This is a genomic window from Ensifer sp. SSB1 (genome assembly GCF_016652895.1).
In the GTDB taxonomy this organism is placed as follows: domain Bacteria; phylum Pseudomonadota; class Alphaproteobacteria; order Rhizobiales; family Rhizobiaceae; genus Ensifer.
Genome location: NZ_JAEPRP010000097.1, coordinates 10051 through 26971 on the forward strand (window position 1 = coordinate 10051; position 16921 = coordinate 26971).

Annotated in this window: 17 protein-coding genes; 10 read left to right on the forward strand and 7 right to left on the reverse strand. The window is 62.0% G+C overall.

What is annotated here, in order from left to right; genetic code table 11:
- The 4 genes from I8N66_RS22465 to rsmA form a co-directional block, all read left to right on the forward strand.
- A partial coding sequence (locus tag I8N66_RS22465; RefSeq protein WP_291157869.1) for an LPS-assembly protein LptD occupies positions 1–1742 on the forward strand: 1742 nt, incomplete at its 5' end.
- Between the two features lie 187 nt (positions 1743–1929).
- Entirely contained in the window at positions 1930–2868 is a 939-nt protein-coding gene (locus I8N66_RS22470; RefSeq protein ID WP_113536842.1) for a peptidylprolyl isomerase, read from the forward strand.
- Between the two features lie 12 nt (positions 2869–2880).
- Positions 2881–3909: a 4-hydroxythreonine-4-phosphate dehydrogenase PdxA gene (gene pdxA / locus I8N66_RS22475; RefSeq protein ID WP_291157873.1), complete on the forward strand. Its 1029-nt coding sequence runs from the start codon at positions 2881–2883 to the stop codon at positions 3907–3909.
- Positions 3909–4736, forward strand: a complete 828-nt coding sequence (gene rsmA / locus I8N66_RS22480; protein WP_113536840.1) for a 16S rRNA (adenine(1518)-N(6)/adenine(1519)-N(6))-dimethyltransferase RsmA — start codon at positions 3909–3911, stop codon at positions 4734–4736. Before pdxA ends, rsmA begins: the two co-directional genes overlap by 1 nt.
- Positions 4737–4805: 69 nt before the next feature.
- Here the strand turns inward: rsmA and gmk are convergent, their stop codons facing one another.
- The 7 genes from gmk to fabD form a co-directional block, all read right to left on the reverse strand.
- Complete coding sequence (gene gmk, locus I8N66_RS22485) at positions 4806–5465, reverse strand: guanylate kinase (RefSeq protein WP_113536839.1); 660 nt, start codon at positions 5463–5465, stop codon at positions 4806–4808.
- A 3-nt stretch (positions 5466–5468) separates the two neighbouring features.
- Positions 5469–6356: a YicC/YloC family endoribonuclease gene (locus I8N66_RS22490; protein WP_113536838.1), complete on the reverse strand. Its 888-nt coding sequence runs from the start codon at positions 6354–6356 to the stop codon at positions 5469–5471.
- Between the two features lie 99 nt (positions 6357–6455).
- Positions 6456–7655 (reverse strand): endolytic transglycosylase MltG, encoded by a 1200-nt coding sequence (gene mltG / locus I8N66_RS22495; RefSeq protein ID WP_113536837.1) that lies wholly within the window; start codon positions 7653–7655, stop codon positions 6456–6458.
- 557 nt (positions 7656–8212) lie between these two features.
- Entirely contained in the window at positions 8213–9478 is a 1266-nt protein-coding gene (gene fabF / locus I8N66_RS22500) for a beta-ketoacyl-ACP synthase II (protein ID WP_113536836.1), read from the reverse strand.
- Between the two features lie 216 nt (positions 9479–9694).
- Entirely contained in the window at positions 9695–9931 is a 237-nt protein-coding gene (locus I8N66_RS22505) for an acyl carrier protein (protein WP_003531676.1), read from the reverse strand.
- Positions 9932–10264: 333 nt separating this feature from the next.
- Positions 10265–11002: a 3-oxoacyl-[acyl-carrier-protein] reductase gene (gene fabG, locus I8N66_RS22510; RefSeq protein ID WP_043611367.1), complete on the reverse strand. Its 738-nt coding sequence runs from the start codon at positions 11000–11002 to the stop codon at positions 10265–10267.
- Between the two features lie 39 nt (positions 11003–11041).
- The gene (fabD, locus tag I8N66_RS22515; protein ID WP_113536835.1) at positions 11042–11986 is read right to left on the reverse strand and encodes an ACP S-malonyltransferase; all 945 of its coding nucleotides are present in this window, start codon (positions 11984–11986) and stop codon (positions 11042–11044) included.
- A gap of 356 nt (positions 11987–12342) precedes the next feature.
- Between fabD and I8N66_RS22520 the strand changes: the two genes are divergently transcribed.
- The 6 genes from I8N66_RS22520 to rplI all read left to right on the forward strand — a co-directional run bounded on the left by I8N66_RS22520 (position 12343) and on the right by rplI (position 16668).
- On the forward strand, positions 12343–13386 hold the full coding sequence (locus I8N66_RS22520; RefSeq protein WP_113536834.1) for an aldo/keto reductase: 1044 nt from the start codon (positions 12343–12345) through the stop codon (positions 13384–13386).
- A 19-nt stretch (positions 13387–13405) separates the two neighbouring features.
- Positions 13406–13918 (forward strand): ClbS/DfsB family four-helix bundle protein, encoded by a 513-nt coding sequence (locus I8N66_RS22525; RefSeq protein WP_113536833.1) that lies wholly within the window; start codon positions 13406–13408, stop codon positions 13916–13918.
- 274 nt (positions 13919–14192) lie between these two features.
- A complete protein-coding gene (gene rpsF / locus I8N66_RS22530) occupies positions 14193–14639 on the forward strand; it encodes a 30S ribosomal protein S6 (protein ID WP_113536832.1) in 447 nt (148 codons plus the stop codon).
- Between the two features lie 26 nt (positions 14640–14665).
- Positions 14666–14914, forward strand: coding sequence for a 30S ribosomal protein S18 (gene rpsR, locus I8N66_RS22535; RefSeq protein ID WP_025426448.1), 249 nt, complete (start codon positions 14666–14668; stop codon positions 14912–14914).
- A 192-nt stretch (positions 14915–15106) separates the two neighbouring features.
- Entirely contained in the window at positions 15107–16060 is a 954-nt protein-coding gene (locus I8N66_RS22540) for a DUF2232 domain-containing protein (RefSeq protein ID WP_113536831.1), read from the forward strand.
- A gap of 32 nt (positions 16061–16092) precedes the next feature.
- On the forward strand, positions 16093–16668 hold the full coding sequence (rplI, locus tag I8N66_RS22545; RefSeq protein WP_113536830.1) for a 50S ribosomal protein L9: 576 nt from the start codon (positions 16093–16095) through the stop codon (positions 16666–16668).
- The last annotated feature ends 253 nt before the right edge of the window (positions 16669–16921 follow it).

Consider the following 16921-nt stretch of genomic DNA (forward strand, 5'->3'; position numbering starts at 1 on the left):
TCGAACTCTTCGGCAAGCCGATCGCCTATATTCCGGTGATGGAACTGCCCGACCATACGGTCAAGCGTAAGAGCGGCTTCCTTTTCCCGACATTCCGCTCGGCACAGAAGCTCGGCGTCGGCGTCGGCGTTCCCTACTATTGGGCGATCTCGCCCTATATGGATGCGACGGCAACCGTGACGGGCCTGACCCGGCAGGGCTTCCTGCTGGAGGGCGAATTCCGCCAGCGGTTCCACAACGGCTTCCATACGCTGAACGTCGCCGGCATCAGCCAGCTCGACAAGAGCAAGTTCACGCCTGGCACGGTCGACGCGGAGAAGACCAATCGCGGCATGATCGGGTCGAAGGCCGAGTTCGAGATCAATCCGCGCTGGACATTCGGCTGGAACGTTCTCGTCCAGTCGGACGCAAACTTCGCCAAGACCTACGAACTGTCGAACTTCGACGGTACGACCTATGTCAACCAGGCCTACCTGACCGGGCTCGGCAAGCGAAACTTCTTCGATCTGCGCGCCTTCTACTTCGACATTCAGGACGCGGACCCGAACAGCATCAAGGAAAATCAGCAGCCTACGGTGCAGGTTCTCGATTACTCCTACAAGGCGCCTCAGCCCATTTTGGGCGGCGAGCTTTCGGCAACCGTCAACCTGACGAACATCAAGCGCAACCGGCTGGACTTAGAGAATGTTCCAGGCGTCGTCGATCGCTTCCGCGGTCTGGAGGGCACAACCCACCGCCTGACGGGCGAGCTTGAATGGAAGCGCACTTTCATCGCCCCCGGCGGCCTCGTCGTCACACCGCTTCTGGCGGCGCGTGGTGATGCCCTCGGGCTCAACATGGACGCTCCAGGACCGCTCTATACCGGCGACTACAACACCAGCGACGCGACGACGCGGCGCATGTTGACCGCCGGTCTCGAGGCCCGTTACCCGATCCTGTTCGTCGGCGAAGGCAGCAGCCACGTGCTCGAGCCGATCGCTCAGCTCTATGCACGCCCGGACGAACAGGATGCCGGCGGCCTGCCGAACGAAGACGCCCAGAGCTTCGTGTTCGACGCGACCAACCTTTTCGACCGCGACAAGTTCTCGGGCTTCGACCGGGTCGAAGGTGGCACGCGCGCCAACGTCGGTTTCCGCTATACCGGCACGTTCGACAGCGGCTATGGCCTGCGCGGTGTCGTCGGTCAGTCCTTCCATCTCGGTGGTCTGAATTCGTTTGCAACCGACGACCTGGTGAAGGCCGGCGCGAACTCCGGTCTGGAAACGAAGAGCTCGGACTATGTCGCGATGTTCGGCATCGATGCACCGTCCGGCCTGATGGCCAGCCTCTCGGGCCGTCTCGACGAAAGGGATCTGGGACTCCGCCGCGCAGACGCGACCGTCGGGTATCTCGGCACGACCTGGCAGGCGGCGATGACCTACACGCGCATCGAAGCCCAGCCGCTTTATGGCTCACAGGTGGACCAGGACGAAATCCAGACGGCCGCCGCCTACAAGTTCCATGACTATTGGTCGGTGTTTGGTGCCATCACCTACGACATCAACCGGGACGTCATTTCGCGCAACGGCTTCGGCGTGACCTACGACGATCAGGACACCCTGTTCTCGATCGTCTACAAGCAGGAACGCGACACCGGCAGCACGCTGGCGAACGATTGGTCGATCGGCGCCAGAATCAGCTTCCGCACGCTCGGCGACGTGAATGTCGGCGACACCAAGTTCGAAGAGCTGGATTACTATTAAGATCATAGAAACGAAGGGGCGAAACGCGAAGTTCGCCCCTTCGCGCAATTTTGGGCTGCTCAAACGGTCTTGTCATCGTTTGGCCGCATGTATTATGCATTTCCTCCGACAAGATAAGGCAACGGCGCAACGCCGGTAGGCGGACAAGGCCCGACGACGGAGATCGTCCGGCGAACAGGAAAAGGTAATGGGCGGGAAAATGTCGATCTCGAGGACGCTTTCGGTATTGGCTGTGGCCGGAGCCCTGAGCATCGCGGCATGTGCCGGTGCGCAGGCTGCAAGCCAGGTCAAGGTAACGGTCAACAACACCGTGATCACCTCGGGCGATATTGCCAAGCGAGTTGCGTTCATACGCCTCCAGCGCCAGAAGGGCGGTGCGGAAGAAGCGAAGAAGCAGCTGGTGGACGAGGTCCTGAAGCGCGCCGAGATCGTTCGCATCGGTCAATCCGTCAGCACGCAGGACGTGGATGCCGCCTATGCCCGTTTCGCGGCTGGCAACAAGCTTTCGCCGGAACAGCTCGGCAAGATCCTCGACCAGGCCGGCGTCGGCGCCGATCACTTCAAGCAATTCATCGCCGTCCAGATGAGCTGGCCGCGCGCGGTGAACTTCCGCTTTGGCAGCTCGAGCCGACTGCAGGGCGCCGATCTCGTCAAGCGAATGATGGAAGGCGGCGGCAACAAGCCGGTGACCACCGAGTACTTCCTGCAGCAGGTGATCTTCGTCATCCCCGAGAAGAAGCGCGGCGCCATCACGGCAAAGCGGCAGGCCGAGGCGAATGCCTCCCGTTCGCAGTTCCCGGGTTGCGAGACCTCGAAGGCGTTTGCCGCCAACTATCGCGACGTTTCGATCCGCAGCCTCGGACGGATGCTGGCCCAGCAGTTGCCGGAGGAGTGGAAGCCGCTCATCGAGAAGGCCGGCGAGAACGGCACGACCGGGACCCGCGTGACCGAAAAGGGCGTCGAGTACCTGGCGATCTGCAAGAAGCGTGAAGTCAACGACGACACGGCCGCAGAAATCGTCTTCCGTGCCGAAGACATCGGCAAGAAGAAAGAAGGCGGCGAAGACCCCAACAGCGAAAAATACCTCGAGGAACTGCGCAAGAAAGCGCAGATCGTCAACAAGTAAGTACCCGGCAACATGCGCAAACCAACCGGCGGGCCACTCGCCCTAACCATGGGCGACCCGGCCGGTATCGGTCCGGACATCAGCCTTTCGTCCTGGCTTGGCCGCCGCGAGCACGCGACGGCGCACTTTCTGTTCATTGGCGATCCTTCGATACTTGCCGCGCGAGCGGCGCTGCTTGGCTATTCGGTTCCCATCCGAGAAACGGATTGCAGCGGCGCGATGTCCGCGTTTGATGCGGCGCTGCCTGTGCTGCCGCTTGCCTGCCCTGCCCCGGTCACAGCGGGCGATCCTGACACCGCCAATGCCAGCGCCGTCATCGGTGCGATCGACACCGCGGTGCGCCTTGTGACCGCCGGCGAAGCCTCCGCAGTCGTAACCAACCCGATCGCCAAGGCGGTCCTTTACGATGCCGGCTTCCGCTTTCCCGGCCACACAGAATACCTGGCGGATCTTGCCGAGAAGGCGACGGGGCAACCCGTCCTGCCGGTCATGCTGCTTGCCGGGCCGAAGCTGCGCGCCGTCCCAGTGACGATCCACATCCCGCTGAAGGACGTGCCGGATCAGCTGACGCCAGACCTCATCTATCGCACCTGCATGATAACGGCGGCTGATCTGCACACGCGCTTCGGGCTTGAGCGCCCACGGCTCGCAATTGCCGGGCTCAATCCGCACGCCGGCGAGAACGGTGCGCTCGGTCTTGAGGATGATGCGATCATCCGCCCCGTTATCGACCGGCTGCGCGCGGAAGGCATCGATGCCGTAGGGCCGCTGCCGGCAGACACGATGTTTCACGACCGGGCGCGCGCGACCTACGACGTTGCGATCTGTATGTATCACGATCAGGCTCTGATCCCGGCGAAAGCGCTTGGCTTCGACGACAGTGTCAACGTCACGCTCGGCCTTCCCTTCATCCGCACGTCGCCCGACCACGGCACGGCCTTCAGCCTGGCCGGCAAGGGCATAGCCCGCGACGACAGCTTGAGAGCAGCACTCGACCTTGCCGCTATGCTTGCGGCCAATACGCCTGGAGATGCCCGCTGATGGCCGCACTCGACGGTCTCCCCCCCTTACGCGACGTGATTCAGCGTCACGGCCTGGACGCCAAGAAGGCGCTCGGACAGAACTTCCTGCTCGACCTCAATCTGACACAGAAGATCGCACGGACCGCAGGTTCGCTCGAAGGCGTGACTGTCATTGAAGTCGGCCCTGGTCCCGGCGGCCTCACACGTGCCATCCTGGCCCTCGGTGCCAGGAAGGTCATCGCGATTGAACGGGACTCTCGCTGCCTACCGGCGCTGGCTGAAATCAGCGCTCACTATCCGGGCAGGTTGCAGGTGATCGAAGGTGACGCCCTGAAGACGTCGTTCGAGACGCTTGCCGACGATGGGCCCGTCAAAATCATCGCCAACCTGCCCTACAATGTCGGAACGCAATTGTTGGTCAACTGGCTGCTGCCCGATCGTTGGCCGCCCTTCTGGCAATCGCTGACGCTGATGTTCCAGCGCGAAGTGGGCCTCAGGATCGTCGCCGACGCGGATGACGACCACTATGGGCGTCTCGGTGTGCTTTGCGGCTGGCGTACGAACGCGCGGATGGCCTTCGACGTACCGCCGCAGGCATTCACGCCGCCGCCAAAGGTAACGTCGTCTGTGGTTCATCTGGAGCCGGTGGAAAACCCGATCCCCTGCTCCGTTTCGGCACTTGAGAAGGTAACGCACGCCGCCTTTGGCCAGCGGCGCAAGATGTTGCGCCAAAGCTTGAAGCCGCTTGGCGGCGAGGCTCTGCTAGCCAAGGCCGATATCGACCCGCAACGGCGGGCCGAGACGCTTTCGGTGGAAGAATTCTGCCGGCTGGCAAACTGCCTCTAGCCGCCTTGGCAACCGCCGTGTCGCAGGTGGCCGGAACGCTCCGACCACATACCCTGCTCGCAAATCGAGCTAGAACGGATTTTCCGTCAGAAGCCCATTGACGAAATCGAACAGGCCCGGACGCCGGTCACGGCGAAGCCGCTCGGCCTCAACGATCGAGCGGACCGCCGAGAAGGCGCGGTCGAGATCGTCATTGAGCACGATGTAGTCGTATTCCCGCCAATGCTCGATCTCGGCACGCGAGTTGGCGAGCCGCGTGGCGATCACTTCTTCGCTGTCTTCGGCCCGGCGGTGCAGGCGTGACTGCAGCTCGGCCATCGATGGCGGCAGGATGAAGATCGACACGACGTCGCCGGCCATCTTTTCCTGAAGTTGCTGGGCACCCTGCCAATCGATGTCGAAGAGCATGTCACGGCCGGCGGCCATGGCCGCTTCGACGGCGTCGCGCGGCGTACCGTAGAAATTGCCGTGCACCTCCGCCCATTCCAACAGAGAGTCCGTTGCTCTGAGCGCTTCGAATTCACGGATCGTCTTGAAATGATAATGTCGGCCGTCGATTTCGCTCGGGCGGCGCTGGCGCGTCGTCACGCTGACGGAGATGCTCATCTCCGGATCGGCTTCCAAGAGGTTACGCGCGATCGTCGACTTTCCGGCGCCCGAGGGCGAGGAAATAACGAGCATCAGCCCACGACGGGCAATCTTGATGGGCGAAGGGGTCGCCGGGGTCATGCTTTACTCCAGATTCTGAACCTGTTCGCGGAACTGGTCGATGACGACCTTGAGCTCGATGCCGGCGGCCGAAACGGCGGCCGCATTCGACTTGGAACAGATGGTATTCGATTCTCGGTTAAATTCCTGTGCCAGGAAATCGAGCTTGCGGCCAACGGGTCCACCCTTCGACAGCAGTTCCCGCGCCGCAACGATGTGGGAGCCGAGGCGGTCGATTTCTTCCCGGAGGTCTGCCTTCGTGGCAAGCAGCGCCACTTCGGCATAAAGGCGCTCCCGGTCGAGCGAGGAGCCATTGTCCATGACCAGTGCCACCTGCTGCGCAAGCCGGTCGGCGATCGCCGCGGCGCTACGTGACGGATCGGCCTCTACGGTCCCCGTCAGCGTCTCGATGCCTTCCACCTGCGCCAGCAGGATCTGACAGAGCGCGGCCCCCTCGTCTTCACGCATCGTACGCAGGTCAGAAAGTGCCAGCCTCAGCCCTTCGAGGATATCCGCATCAAGGGCAGCGCGCTCCTCTTCGCTTTCTTCCGGTTCGCGAAAGTCGACGATGCCACGGATCGAGAGCAACGTGTCGAACTTCAGCGGCGCCGGATCGACGAGATCACCGAGCTGTTCGCGCAGGTTGAGGACGGCCGTCAGCGCGCCCTGGTTGACCACCGCCTCGACGGTCGCTTCCGCGCCGCTGACGGAAAGTCCGATCTGGAGATTGCCGCGCGAAAAAAAGTCGGCGGCGAGCTTGCGCACTTCGGGCTCGAAGCGTTCCAGCCCCTGCGGCAGCCGCAGCCGGAGGTCAAGGCCCTTGCCATTGACGGAGCGCAATTCCCAAGCCCAACGGCGGCGGCCACTGCTGCCTTCCCTCCGGGCAAAGCCGGTCATCGATTGGAGCGGCATAGTCACCTCCGTAGTGTTTCAGCAGAAGCAATAAGGCGACGGCGCGGTATCCCGCAAGGGATATCCGCGCCGTGATCTAACCGTCCACAATGCAGGCGTTTATTGCGGCTGTGCTGCTGCCGGTTCGGCGGTTGTCGCATCCGTAGCGGCCTTCGCCGCCTCTGCCGCCTTCTCGGCCTCCACCTTGCGCCAGCGCCTTACGTTCGCGTTGTGCTCGTCCAGCGTCTCGGCGAAGACATGGCCGCCCGTACCGTCGGCGACGAAGTAGAGTTCCGGCGTACGCGATGGGTTGGCTACCGCTTCCAGCGCCGCACGGCCCGGATTGGCGATCGGCGTCGGCGGCAGGCCCTTGATGATGTAAGTGTTGTAGGGCGTCTGCTTGTCGATATCGGACTTCAGGATCGGCCGGTCGGCCGGCTTTCCGTCGCCGCCGAAAATGCCGTAGATGATCGTCGGGTCGGACTGCAGCCGCATGCCCTTGTCGAGCCGGTTGATAAAGACGGAAGCGACCCGCGGACGCTCGTCGGCGCGGCCGGTTTCCTTCTCCACGATCGACGCCAGCGTCACGAGTTCCTCGACCGTCGAGACCGGCAGGTTCGGATCACGTTTTTCCCAGATCTGATCGACAAGGACCTTCTGGGCCGAAGCCATCTGCTGGACGATCTCGCCGCGCTTGGTGCCGCGCGTGAACTTGTACGTATCGGGCATCAACGAACCTTCCGCCGGAAGCTCGCTCGGCAGATCGCCAACCAGGACCGGATCGTCGGATAGCTTGCGGAACATCTGCTTGACGGTGAGCCCCTCGGGCAGAGAAACGGAATAGAGGATCGACTTTCCCGACTTCAGAAGCTGCATCACGTCCTGCATCGACGAGCCGGCTTTGATCTCGTACTCGCCGGCCTTCAGCGTCTCGTTGTCGAGATAGGCCTCCGAGACGAAACGGAAGACGCGCGCATCGGTAATGATGTTGCTGCGCTCGAGACCGCTGGCGATCTCGCTCATGCCGGCGCCGCCTCTGACGATGAAGTTCTGATTTGCCTGCAGCGGACCCGGCTTCTCATACTGATGCATCGCATAATAGACCGTGCCGGCCGCAGCCAGTGCCGCAAAGACGATGATGGTCATTACGAAGTTCAGGAAAATCACCACCTGGCTGCGCGCCTTGCGCGACCGCTTCGGGGGCTGGGGCACTTTCTCCGGGCGCAGCGCCTCGTTTGCCGATTTCGGAATGATCGGTCCGTTGCTCGCGTTTTCATTGCGGCCGAATTGCGCCGCGCTGTTATCGTTTGAGTCGCTCACGATTATCCCGAACCCGAAATTCGCAGCCTCATTCTCTTCCTGCCCCGGTGCGAATTTCGGACTGGACCGCGGCAGGCTTAAGTCAATTTCATAAGCGGCGCCGACCTGGCGGGCGGCGTTCCGCAGTCTTCACTACAACAGACCTGCGGCGTGGTGCATTGGCACCCAAGAACCACAGAAATGTGTCGGTTCACCGTCCATTCAAGACAACGCGGCGGGCGCCCGACACTTTACAGAACCGCACGTCTTATAGGACGGGCCTAGGCCTCTGTAACACTCTAAATGACTGCCTGCTTTATCCTTGAACCGGATAGGAGACATGCAGCTGTTCGGAACACGCACCCTTGGCAATCCTTGGGGCGAACAAGTTCCCGGCAATAGCTAAATGGCAATCTGACAGATAGGCCTTGCGCGAACATAGCGGTCGGCAAGCGCCGCCGCGATTGACGACGCATCCTCCCAAAACATGCTTGTAACGAGCAATGCGGCAAAAGCAGGATCATCGGACCGACTGTTTGTCGATCCGATGATTGTCCGCGACGAGAGATCGCCGACGATCAGGCGCCCGTATAGCGGCGCAGGACCAGCGAGGCATTCGTGCCGCCGAAGCCGAAGGAGTTCGACAGCGCCACGTTGATCTCGCGCTTGCGTGCGACGTGCGGCACAAGGTCGATCTTCGTTTCGACGGACGGATTGTCGAGGTTGAGCGTCGGCGGCGCGATGTTGTCGCGAATCGCCAGCGCCGAGAAGATCGCTTCGACAGCACCGGCAGCGCCGAGCAGGTGACCGATTGCCGACTTGGTCGAAGACATCGAGATCTTCGACGCATGCTCGCCGACCAGGCGTTCGACCGCACCGAGCTCGATCGTGTCGGCCATGGTCGAGGTGCCGTGCGCGTTGATGTAGTCGATATCGGCGGCCGTCAGGCCAGCACGCTTCAGCGCCATCTGCATGCAGCGATAGGCACCGTCGCCGTCTTCCGACGGAGCGGTGATGTGGAAGGCATCGCCCGACAGGCCGTAACCGACGACTTCCGCGTAGATCTTGGCGCCACGCGCCTTGGCATGCTCGAGTTCTTCGAGGATGACGACGCCGGCGCCCTCGCCCATGACGAAGCCGTCGCGGTCGATATCGTAGGGGCGCGAGGCCTTCTGCGGATCGTCGTTGTGCTGGGTCGACAGCGCCTTGCAGGCGGCAAAGCCCGCGAGCGAGATCCGGCAGATCGGCGATTCCGCGCCGCCGGCCACCATGACGTCGGCATCGCCGAGCGCGATCAGGCGGCTGGCGTCACCGATCGCATGCGCGCCGGTCGAGCAGGCAGTGACGACCGAGTGGTTCGGGCCGCGAAGCTTATGGCGGATCGACACCTGGCCCGAGGCGAGGTTGATGAGGCGGCCGGGAATGAAGAACGGCGAGATACGGCGGGGCCCCTTGTCGCGCAGCGTGTAGCCGCCTTCGACGATGCCTTCGAGACCGCCAATGCCCGAGCCGATCAGGACGCCGGTAGCGATCTGGTCCTCGTCGTTCTCCGGCTTCCAGCCGGCGTCGGCCAGCGCCATGTCGGCAGCAGCCATCGCGTAGACGATGAACGGATCGACCTTGCGCTGCTCCTTCGGCTCCATCCAGTCGTCGGCATTGAAGGTTGCGTCGGTGCCGTCACCGAAGGGAATGCGACAGGCGATCTTGGCAGGAAGGTCCTCGACCTCGAATTCGGTTACCTTGCGCGCGGCATTGTGCCCGGCAAGCAGGCGCGCCCACGTCGCCTCAGTTCCGCAACCCAAGGGAGATACCATGCCGGTACCGGTGATAACGACACGTCTCATAGTCCGCGACCCACCCTGACTTTTCAATTTCAGAGCCGGATCGGACCACGTGTGACGAACCCGATCCGGGCATCTATTTTAAGGTTCTTATTCACGACCAGGGGGAAAAGCGGGAAACGCTTGCTGATCGAAACCCGCAAATGCGGGACAGCCCACTTCCCTGGGCTGAAACGGGCCGCTTTAGGCGGCCCGTCTACGGCCTTAGCCGCTCAGATATTAGGCCTGAGCCTTTTCGATGAACTTGACGGCGTCGCCGACAGTCAGGATCGAGTCAGCAGCATCGTCCGGGATTTCAACGCCGAACTCTTCTTCGAAAGCCATGACCAGTTCGACGGTGTCGAGCGAGTCCGCGCCGAGGTCATCGATGAAGCTTGCGCCTTCGCTGACCTTTTCGGCGTCGACGCCAAGATGATCAATAACAATTTTCTTTACGCGTTCTGCGATATCGCTCATGTCGGAGTTCCTCGACCTTCGTTTCTGTGGGCGCCTATTCCGGCACCGGTACTCTTATGTAAGCCTGATAGACCAAGACGGGCTACCCGGCAATCCATCCAACCGGAACTGCGGCAAACCCAGGGCAGCCAAGGCTGCCGGACACCTGGCGGGACCGGTCGACTGCTAACAGTCATGGCCCGATTAACACGGTTTAAGTCTGCCGCAAAGTCCGAAAATGCCTGACATTCGCTTGCTCAACATTGAATTTCAGGCATTTGGCAGGTGGTATCCCGGGACGGTGAATATCGCCCGCCGCACAATCTCGACGGGCGACATATCCCGGGAACCGGATCAGATCATGGCCATGCCGCCATTGACGTGAATCGTCTGGCCGGTGACGTAGCCGGCCTCGTTCGACGCGAGATAGGCGACAGCGGACGCAATCTCCGCGCCGGTGCCCATGCGCTTCATCGGGATCGCGCCCATGATCGCGTCTTTCTGCTTGTCGTTGAGCTTGCCGGTCATCGCGCTTTCGATGAAGCCCGGAGCGACGCAGTTGACGGTGACGTTGCGCGTCGCGATCTCCTGGGCCAGCGACTTGGAGAAGCCGATCATGCCGGCCTTGGAGGCGCAGTAGTTGGCCTGCCCCGGATTGCCGGTGACGCCGACGATCGAGGTGATGTTGACGATGCGGCCGAAGCGGCGGCGCATCATCGGATGCGTGAGTTCACGCGTCAGACGGAAGACGGCGGTCAGGTTGACCTCGAGAACGGCATCCCAGTCCTCGTCGCTCATGCGCACGAAGAGGCCATCCTTGGTGATGCCGGCATTGTTGACGAGGATATCGACGCCGCCGAGTTCAGCCTCGGCCTTTTCGCCGAGCGCCTTGACTTCGGCACGGTCGGAAAGGTTCGCCGGGAAGAGCTGCACGCGGTCGCCGAGTTCATTGGCGAGCGCTTCGAGCTTCTCGACACGCGTGCCGTGCAGGCCGACGATCGCGCCCTGGGCGTGCAGCATGCGCGCGATTTCTTCGCCGATACCACCGGATGCACCGGTAACGAGAGCCTTGCGGCCGGAAAGATCAAACATCTCTTTGATTCCTTATAACTGGAGCAGCTGGGCTTTCGCTCAGGCGAGCAGAGCAGCAAGTGCCGTGTCGATATCGGCAGGCGTGTTGACGGCAATACCGTTGACAGTCTTGTCGATCCGGCGGGCAAGCCCGGTCAGGACCTTGCCGGAACCGAGTTCATAAAGCGTCGTGACATTGTTGGCGGCAAACCATTCGATCGTCTCGCGCCAGCGGACCTGGCCGGTGACCTGCTCGACGAGCAGTCGGGCGATCTCGTCGGCGTCACTGACGGGTGCTGCAAGCACGTTGGCGATCACGGGCACGACGGGGTTGCGCTTTTCGACCTTGGCCAGCGCTTCGCGCATGGCGTCGGCGGCCGGCGCCATCAGGCTTGAATGGAAGGGAGCAGAGACCGGCAGCATCAGCGCGCGCTTGGCGCCCTTTTCGGAGGCCAGTGCGGCCGCCTTTTCGACGGCTGCCTTTTCACCGGAAATCACCAGCTGGCCGCCGCCATTGTCATTGGCGATCTGACAGGAACCGAGGGCCGAGGCTTCGCGGCAGACGGCTTCGACATCGGCATGTTCAAGGCCGATGATTGCCGCCATCGCGCCCTTGCCGACGGGAACCGCCGCCTGCATGGCGTTGCCGCGGATGCGCAGGAGACGCGCCGTGTCAGCAATGGAGAACGTACCGGCCGCACAGAGCGCCGAGTATTCGCCGAGCGAATGGCCGGCGACGAAAGAAACCTTGGACTTGAGGTCGAGACCCTTGGCTTCGAGCACCCGGATCACGGCCATCGATACGGCCATCAGCGCCGGCTGCGCGTTCGCCGTCAGCGTCAGCGTTTCTTCGGGGCCGTTCCACATGATCTCGGACAGCTTCTCGCCGAGCGCCTCGTCAACCTCGGCAAAGACAGCAGCGGCTTCCGGAAAAGCGTCCGCCAGATCCTTGCCCATGCCGACAGCCTGGCTGCCCTGGCCTGGAAACGTGAATGCAATGCTCATGGGATAGTCCCTTCCCTAGATCACTATGATTTTGGGTCGAATCGACACAAAATCATAGTGATCGGTTCTTATGAGTTAGAGCGGGACGCCGGCGGATAACCGCATATGCTTTTCATTACCCCGCTCTGGTTTCCTCTCCATTCACATTCCTGAACGGCGAGTCAAGCGCGCAAGGCCTGCCGAACCGGGCCGGAACCGCCTTTTGCCCTTGATCTTCAACAATCAAGGCGTAAGTTTGCCGCCCAAGCCGACCTGCCCTTCGACGATCTCCGGGGCGGAGGCCACCACTCCATTCCGGGCGCGCGCATCCTTCTCCCACAGGGTCGACGCACGTCTTTCACAAGGATCCTTATTCAATGCGTTACAACACGCTTGGCCGCACCGGCATCAAGGTCTCCGAAATCTGCCTGGGCACCATGACCTGGGGCTCGCAGAATTCCGTCGCCGAAGCGCATGAACAGCTGGACCACGCCTTCGAAAAGGGCGTGAACTTCATCGATACGGCGGAACTCTATCCGACGACGCCGCTTTCGCCCGAAACCTATGGCAATACCGAGCGCATTATCGGCGAATGGCTGACCAAGCGCGGCAAGCGTGAAGACGTGGTGCTGGCGACCAAGGTCGCGGGCCCCGGCCGTCCCTATATCCGCAATGGCGGCCCAACCACGCCCGAAGGCATCGACCAGGCGATCGACGCCAGCCTCAAGCGATTGCAGACCGACTATGTGGATCTCTACCAGATCCATTGGCCCAACCGCGGCCACTACCATTTTCGCAATGCCTGGTCCTATGATCCGACCAAACAGGACAAGGTGCAGGTCGCCGGCGATCTCCGGGCGATCCTCGACAAGCTCGGCGATCTCGTGAAAGTCGGCAAGGTCCGCGCCATCGGCCTTTCCAACGATACGGCCTGGGGCACGATGAAGATGATCGACATGGCAGAGCGCCACGACCTGCCCCGCGTCGCATCGATCCAGAACGAATACAATCTGCTCTATCGCGCCTATGACCTCGACCTTTCCGAACTGTCGCATCACGAGGACGTGGGCCTGCTCGCCTATTCGCCGCTCGCAGCCGGACTGCTCAGCGGCAAGTATCTGGACGGCGCAAGGCCGACGGGCTCCCGCCTCTCGATCAACGGCGATCTCGGTGGCCGCTTCACGCCACACCAGGAACCGGCGGTTGCCGGCTATGTCCAGCTCGCACGCGAACACGGCCTCGACCCCGCGCAGATGGCGATCGCCTTCTGCCTGACGCGGCCGTTCATGGCTTCCGTCATTATCGGTGCGACCTCGATGGAGCAGTTGAAGACCAATCTCGGTGCTGCCGACCTGACGTTGTCGCAAGACGTCGTGAACGGCATTCGGCGGCTGCACCGTCTCTACCCCATGCCAATCTGAAGGCGAGAAGCGATCGCGGATGGCCGTGCCCCAGACGAAAGCGGAACTGCTCAAGGCGATCGAGGTCCAGTTCGCCAAGCTGATGCGCGAACTGGAAAAGGTCCCTGACGACAAGTACCGCGAGCCAACGCTCGACGGGCATGCCAAGGGCACCACGATGAGCGTCGGCGACCTCGTCGCCTACCTCATCGGCTGGGGTGAACTCGTGGTCAAATGGATCGACCGCGATCGGCGCGGCGAACCGGTCGACTTTCCCGAAACCGGATATAAATGGAACGAACTCGGCAGGCTCGCACAGAAGTTCTACGGCGACTCGCAGGCTCTTTCCGCGTCGGAACTCGTCGCTCGCCTGAGGCGCAGCAAGGAAACGCTGGAAGCGATGATCGAGTCGCGGGACGATCATGCGCTCTACGGCCAACCGTGGTACGGCAAATGGAGCCTTGGCCGCATGATTCAGTTCAACACGTCCTCGCCCTACGCCAACGCCTCAGGCCGCTTGCGCAAATGGAAGAAGGCCCAAGGGCTCGGTTAAATATCGAAAAGACAGACCAAGCCTTGCCTTCCGCGGAAAAATGCGTATAAGCGCGCTGTTCGAAATGCCCGGTCTTCTGGCTGGTGGCTGAACGGAGGGCCGGTTTCCCGCGAGGGTGCCGTCAGGAATGGAAAGACATTCCGGCCTCCCGTGTCTCCGCTCTCGACCGTCTCGATACAACACTTTCTTGCCGGCTCATTGCAGCCCATAAGAACAGTCGTTGAGGCTTAGCCGCCGAGGTCCGGGCTGATTAACGCAAGAAAGGCAAGCCACAATGGCTCTTTATGAACACGTATTCCTGGCCCGCCAGGACATCACGCCGCAGCAGGTCGACGCTCTCGTCGAGCAGTACAAGGGCGTGCTCGAAGCGAACGGCGGCAAGGTCGGTCGCGTTGAGAACTGGGGCCTGAAGTCCCTCACCTACCGCATCAAGAAGAACCGCAAGGCTCACTACGTTCTGATGGACATCGATGCTCCGGCACCGGCCGTTCACGAAGTAGAGCGTCAGATGCGCATCAACGAAGACATCCTGCGCTACATGACGATCGCCGTCGAGAAGCACGAGGAAGGCGCGTCTGCCATGATGCAGAAGCGCGACCGCGACGACCGTCCGCGCCGCGATGGCGACCGTCCGGAGCGTGGCTTCGGCGACCGTGGTCCGCGTCCGGACCGTGGCGACCGCGAAGACCGCCCGCGTCGTCCGCGCGAAGACCGCGCGTAATCAAGAAGCTTTAGGAGATAAAGACAATGGCTGAAGTTTCTTCCGCTCCGGTTCGTCGCCCGTTCCACCGTCGCCGCAAGACCTGCCCCTTCTCGGGTGCAAACGCTCCGCGGATCGACTACAAGGACATCCGTCTGCTGCAGCGCTACATTTCCGAGCGTGGCAAGATCGTTCCTTCCCGCATCACGGCCGTTTCCCAGAAGAAGCAGCGCGAACTCGCCCAGGCGATCAAGCGTGCACGCTTCCTCGGCCTGCTGCCCTACGTCGTTTCCTAAGAACGGCTGACTTTCCGTCAGTCAGCTGACACGACGGAAACCGACTTGAAGGGAGAGGCGCTCCCATTCGGTGAGCGCCTCTTTCTCTCCCTTCCGCGATGGGCGCGGATCGGAACCGGTGCAAAAGCGCCAAAATCCCATGCTGGGGCCGGGCCTTGCCATCCCCTAACTGCACGAAGCAGGACAGCGAACGTGACGAATGTGAACAGGACATCGCTGCTGACCGGCGTTCTCGCCGGCTTTACCGCCGCCCTCTTGTCGATGGGCGCGAATACGCAGTCGTCTCTTGCAATCGTTCTCTATGCTGCTTCCGCACTCCCGATCCTGATTGCCGGTCTTGGCTGGGGCAATGCTGCTGCGATCACCGCGATCGTCAGCGCAGGCGCCACCGCTGCCGCGCTCGTCTCTCCCTATTTCGCGCTGCTCATTCTCGTCGTCACGCTGATTCCGGCCGGCTGGCTCAGCCACCTCGCCAATCTCGCCCGCCCGGCCTCCGAACTCGGCGGTCCGGACGAAGCGCTCGCCTGGTATCCGCTCTCCGACATCCTTAGCCACCTCGCCGGTCTCGTGACCGTCGGCATGATCATCGTCGGCTTCATCGTCGGTTATGGCGCCGACATTTCCGACCGCATGGTCGATATCGTCATCCAGGCGGTGAAGGCGCAGGACCCGGGCTACAATCCGGACGTGGCAGCCATTGCCCAGATCAAGTCGCTCTTCACACTCGCATTGCCGCTCGTCCAAGGCGCGATCTGGGTGCTGATGCTGTTTACCGCCTATTACGTCGCGACCCGCATCGTGCAGATGTCGGGCCGGTCGCTGCGCCCGCGCGAGGACATCCCCTCCACGCTGCGCATGCACCGCAACGCGATCTTTATCTTTCTCGGCGGCCTCGTCCTCACCTTCCTCGGCGGCGCACCCGCAACGATCGGCGCGCTGATCTGCGGAACTTTCGGCGCGGGCTTCCTGCTTGCCGGTTTCGCCTCCTTCCATTTCCGCACCCGCGGCAAGTCCTGGCGGCTTCCCGTGCTGTGGATCGCATACCTGTCGGTGTTCGTGTTCACGATCCCGGCATTCTTCTTCCTCCTGTCCGGCCTGATCGATACGCGACGCACCATCGCGGTCACGCCGGTTGGAAAAAACTGACCAACGAACTGGAACACTGAAAGGAAACCAACATGGAAGTCATTCTTCTCGAACGTATCGCCAAGCTCGGCCAGATGGGCGAAACCGTAAAGGTTCGCGACGGCTTTGCCCGCAACTACCTCCTGCCGCTCGGCAAGGCGCTGCGCGCCAACGCTGCCAACAAGGCCCGTTTCGAAGCTGAGCGTTCGACGCTCGAAGCTCGTAACCTCGAGCGCAAGTCGGAAGCCCAGCAGGTTGCCGAAAAGCTCGACGGCAAGTCCTTCATCATCGTCCGCTCCGCTGGCGAAACCGGCCAGCTCTACGGTTCGGTTGCTGCCCGCGACATCATCGAGACGCTCGCTGCCGAAGGCTTCAACGTCGGCCGCAACCAGGTTGACCTCAACCACCCGATCAAGTCGATCGGCCTGCACCAGGTTACCCTGCACCTGCACTCGGAAGTCGAAATCTCGGTCGAAGTCAACGTTGCACGTTCGGCTGAAGAAGCCGGCCGCCAGGCCAAGGGCGAGAGCCTGACCTCGGCCGACGCCATCTACGGCGTCGACGAAGACGCGCTGAAGCCGGAAGACTTCTTCAACCCGGAAGCCGAATTCGAAGGCGAAGAAGAATAAGCCTTAGCGGCCATTCCAATTGCGAAAGCCCGGATCATCGATCCGGGCTTTTTTCTTGGCCGCGCTACGGCGACCCTAGTGCGGTTTTAATGACAGGTGGCGCGACAAGCGATGCCGTCAAAGTCGCAAAACGTTGCGATGACGCCACTATCCGCGCGCGGCAACCGGCACGGCGCGGTTGGTCGCCTGAGCCGGTATCGTCCGCACCGGAGCATTCTTGTCGACGCTCACGACGACTGAGAGGCCGGGCGTG

Excerpts from the sequence above, each read along its gene's own strand:
- I8N66_RS22470 (WP_113536842.1), top strand. The coding sequence starts at position 1,930 with ATGGGCGGGAAAATGTCGATCTCGAGGACGCTTTCGGTATTGGCTGTG.
- pdxA (WP_291157873.1), top strand. The coding sequence starts at position 2,881 with ATGCGCAAACCAACCGGCGGGCCACTCGCCCTAACCATGGGCGACCCG.
- rsmA (WP_113536840.1), top strand. The coding sequence starts at position 3,909 with ATGGCCGCACTCGACGGTCTCCCCCCCTTACGCGACGTGATTCAGCGT.
- gmk (WP_113536839.1), bottom strand. The coding sequence starts at position 5,465 with ATGACCCCGGCGACCCCTTCGCCCATCAAGATTGCCCGTCGTGGGCTG.
- I8N66_RS22490 (WP_113536838.1), bottom strand. The coding sequence starts at position 6,356 with ATGCCGCTCCAATCGATGACCGGCTTTGCCCGGAGGGAAGGCAGCAGT.
- fabF (WP_113536836.1), bottom strand. The coding sequence starts at position 9,478 with ATGAGACGTGTCGTTATCACCGGTACCGGCATGGTATCTCCCTTGGGT.
- I8N66_RS22505 (WP_003531676.1), bottom strand. The coding sequence starts at position 9,931 with ATGAGCGATATCGCAGAACGCGTAAAGAAAATTGTTATTGATCATCTT.
- fabG (WP_043611367.1), bottom strand. The coding sequence starts at position 11,002 with ATGTTTGATCTTTCCGGCCGCAAGGCTCTCGTTACCGGTGCATCCGGT.
- fabD (WP_113536835.1), bottom strand. The coding sequence starts at position 11,986 with ATGAGCATTGCATTCACGTTTCCAGGCCAGGGCAGCCAGGCTGTCGGC.
- I8N66_RS22520 (WP_113536834.1), top strand. The coding sequence starts at position 12,343 with ATGCGTTACAACACGCTTGGCCGCACCGGCATCAAGGTCTCCGAAATC.
- I8N66_RS22525 (WP_113536833.1), top strand. The coding sequence starts at position 13,406 with ATGGCCGTGCCCCAGACGAAAGCGGAACTGCTCAAGGCGATCGAGGTC.
- rpsF (WP_113536832.1), top strand. The coding sequence starts at position 14,193 with ATGGCTCTTTATGAACACGTATTCCTGGCCCGCCAGGACATCACGCCG.
- rpsR (WP_025426448.1), top strand. The coding sequence starts at position 14,666 with ATGGCTGAAGTTTCTTCCGCTCCGGTTCGTCGCCCGTTCCACCGTCGC.
- rplI (WP_113536830.1), top strand. The coding sequence starts at position 16,093 with ATGGAAGTCATTCTTCTCGAACGTATCGCCAAGCTCGGCCAGATGGGC.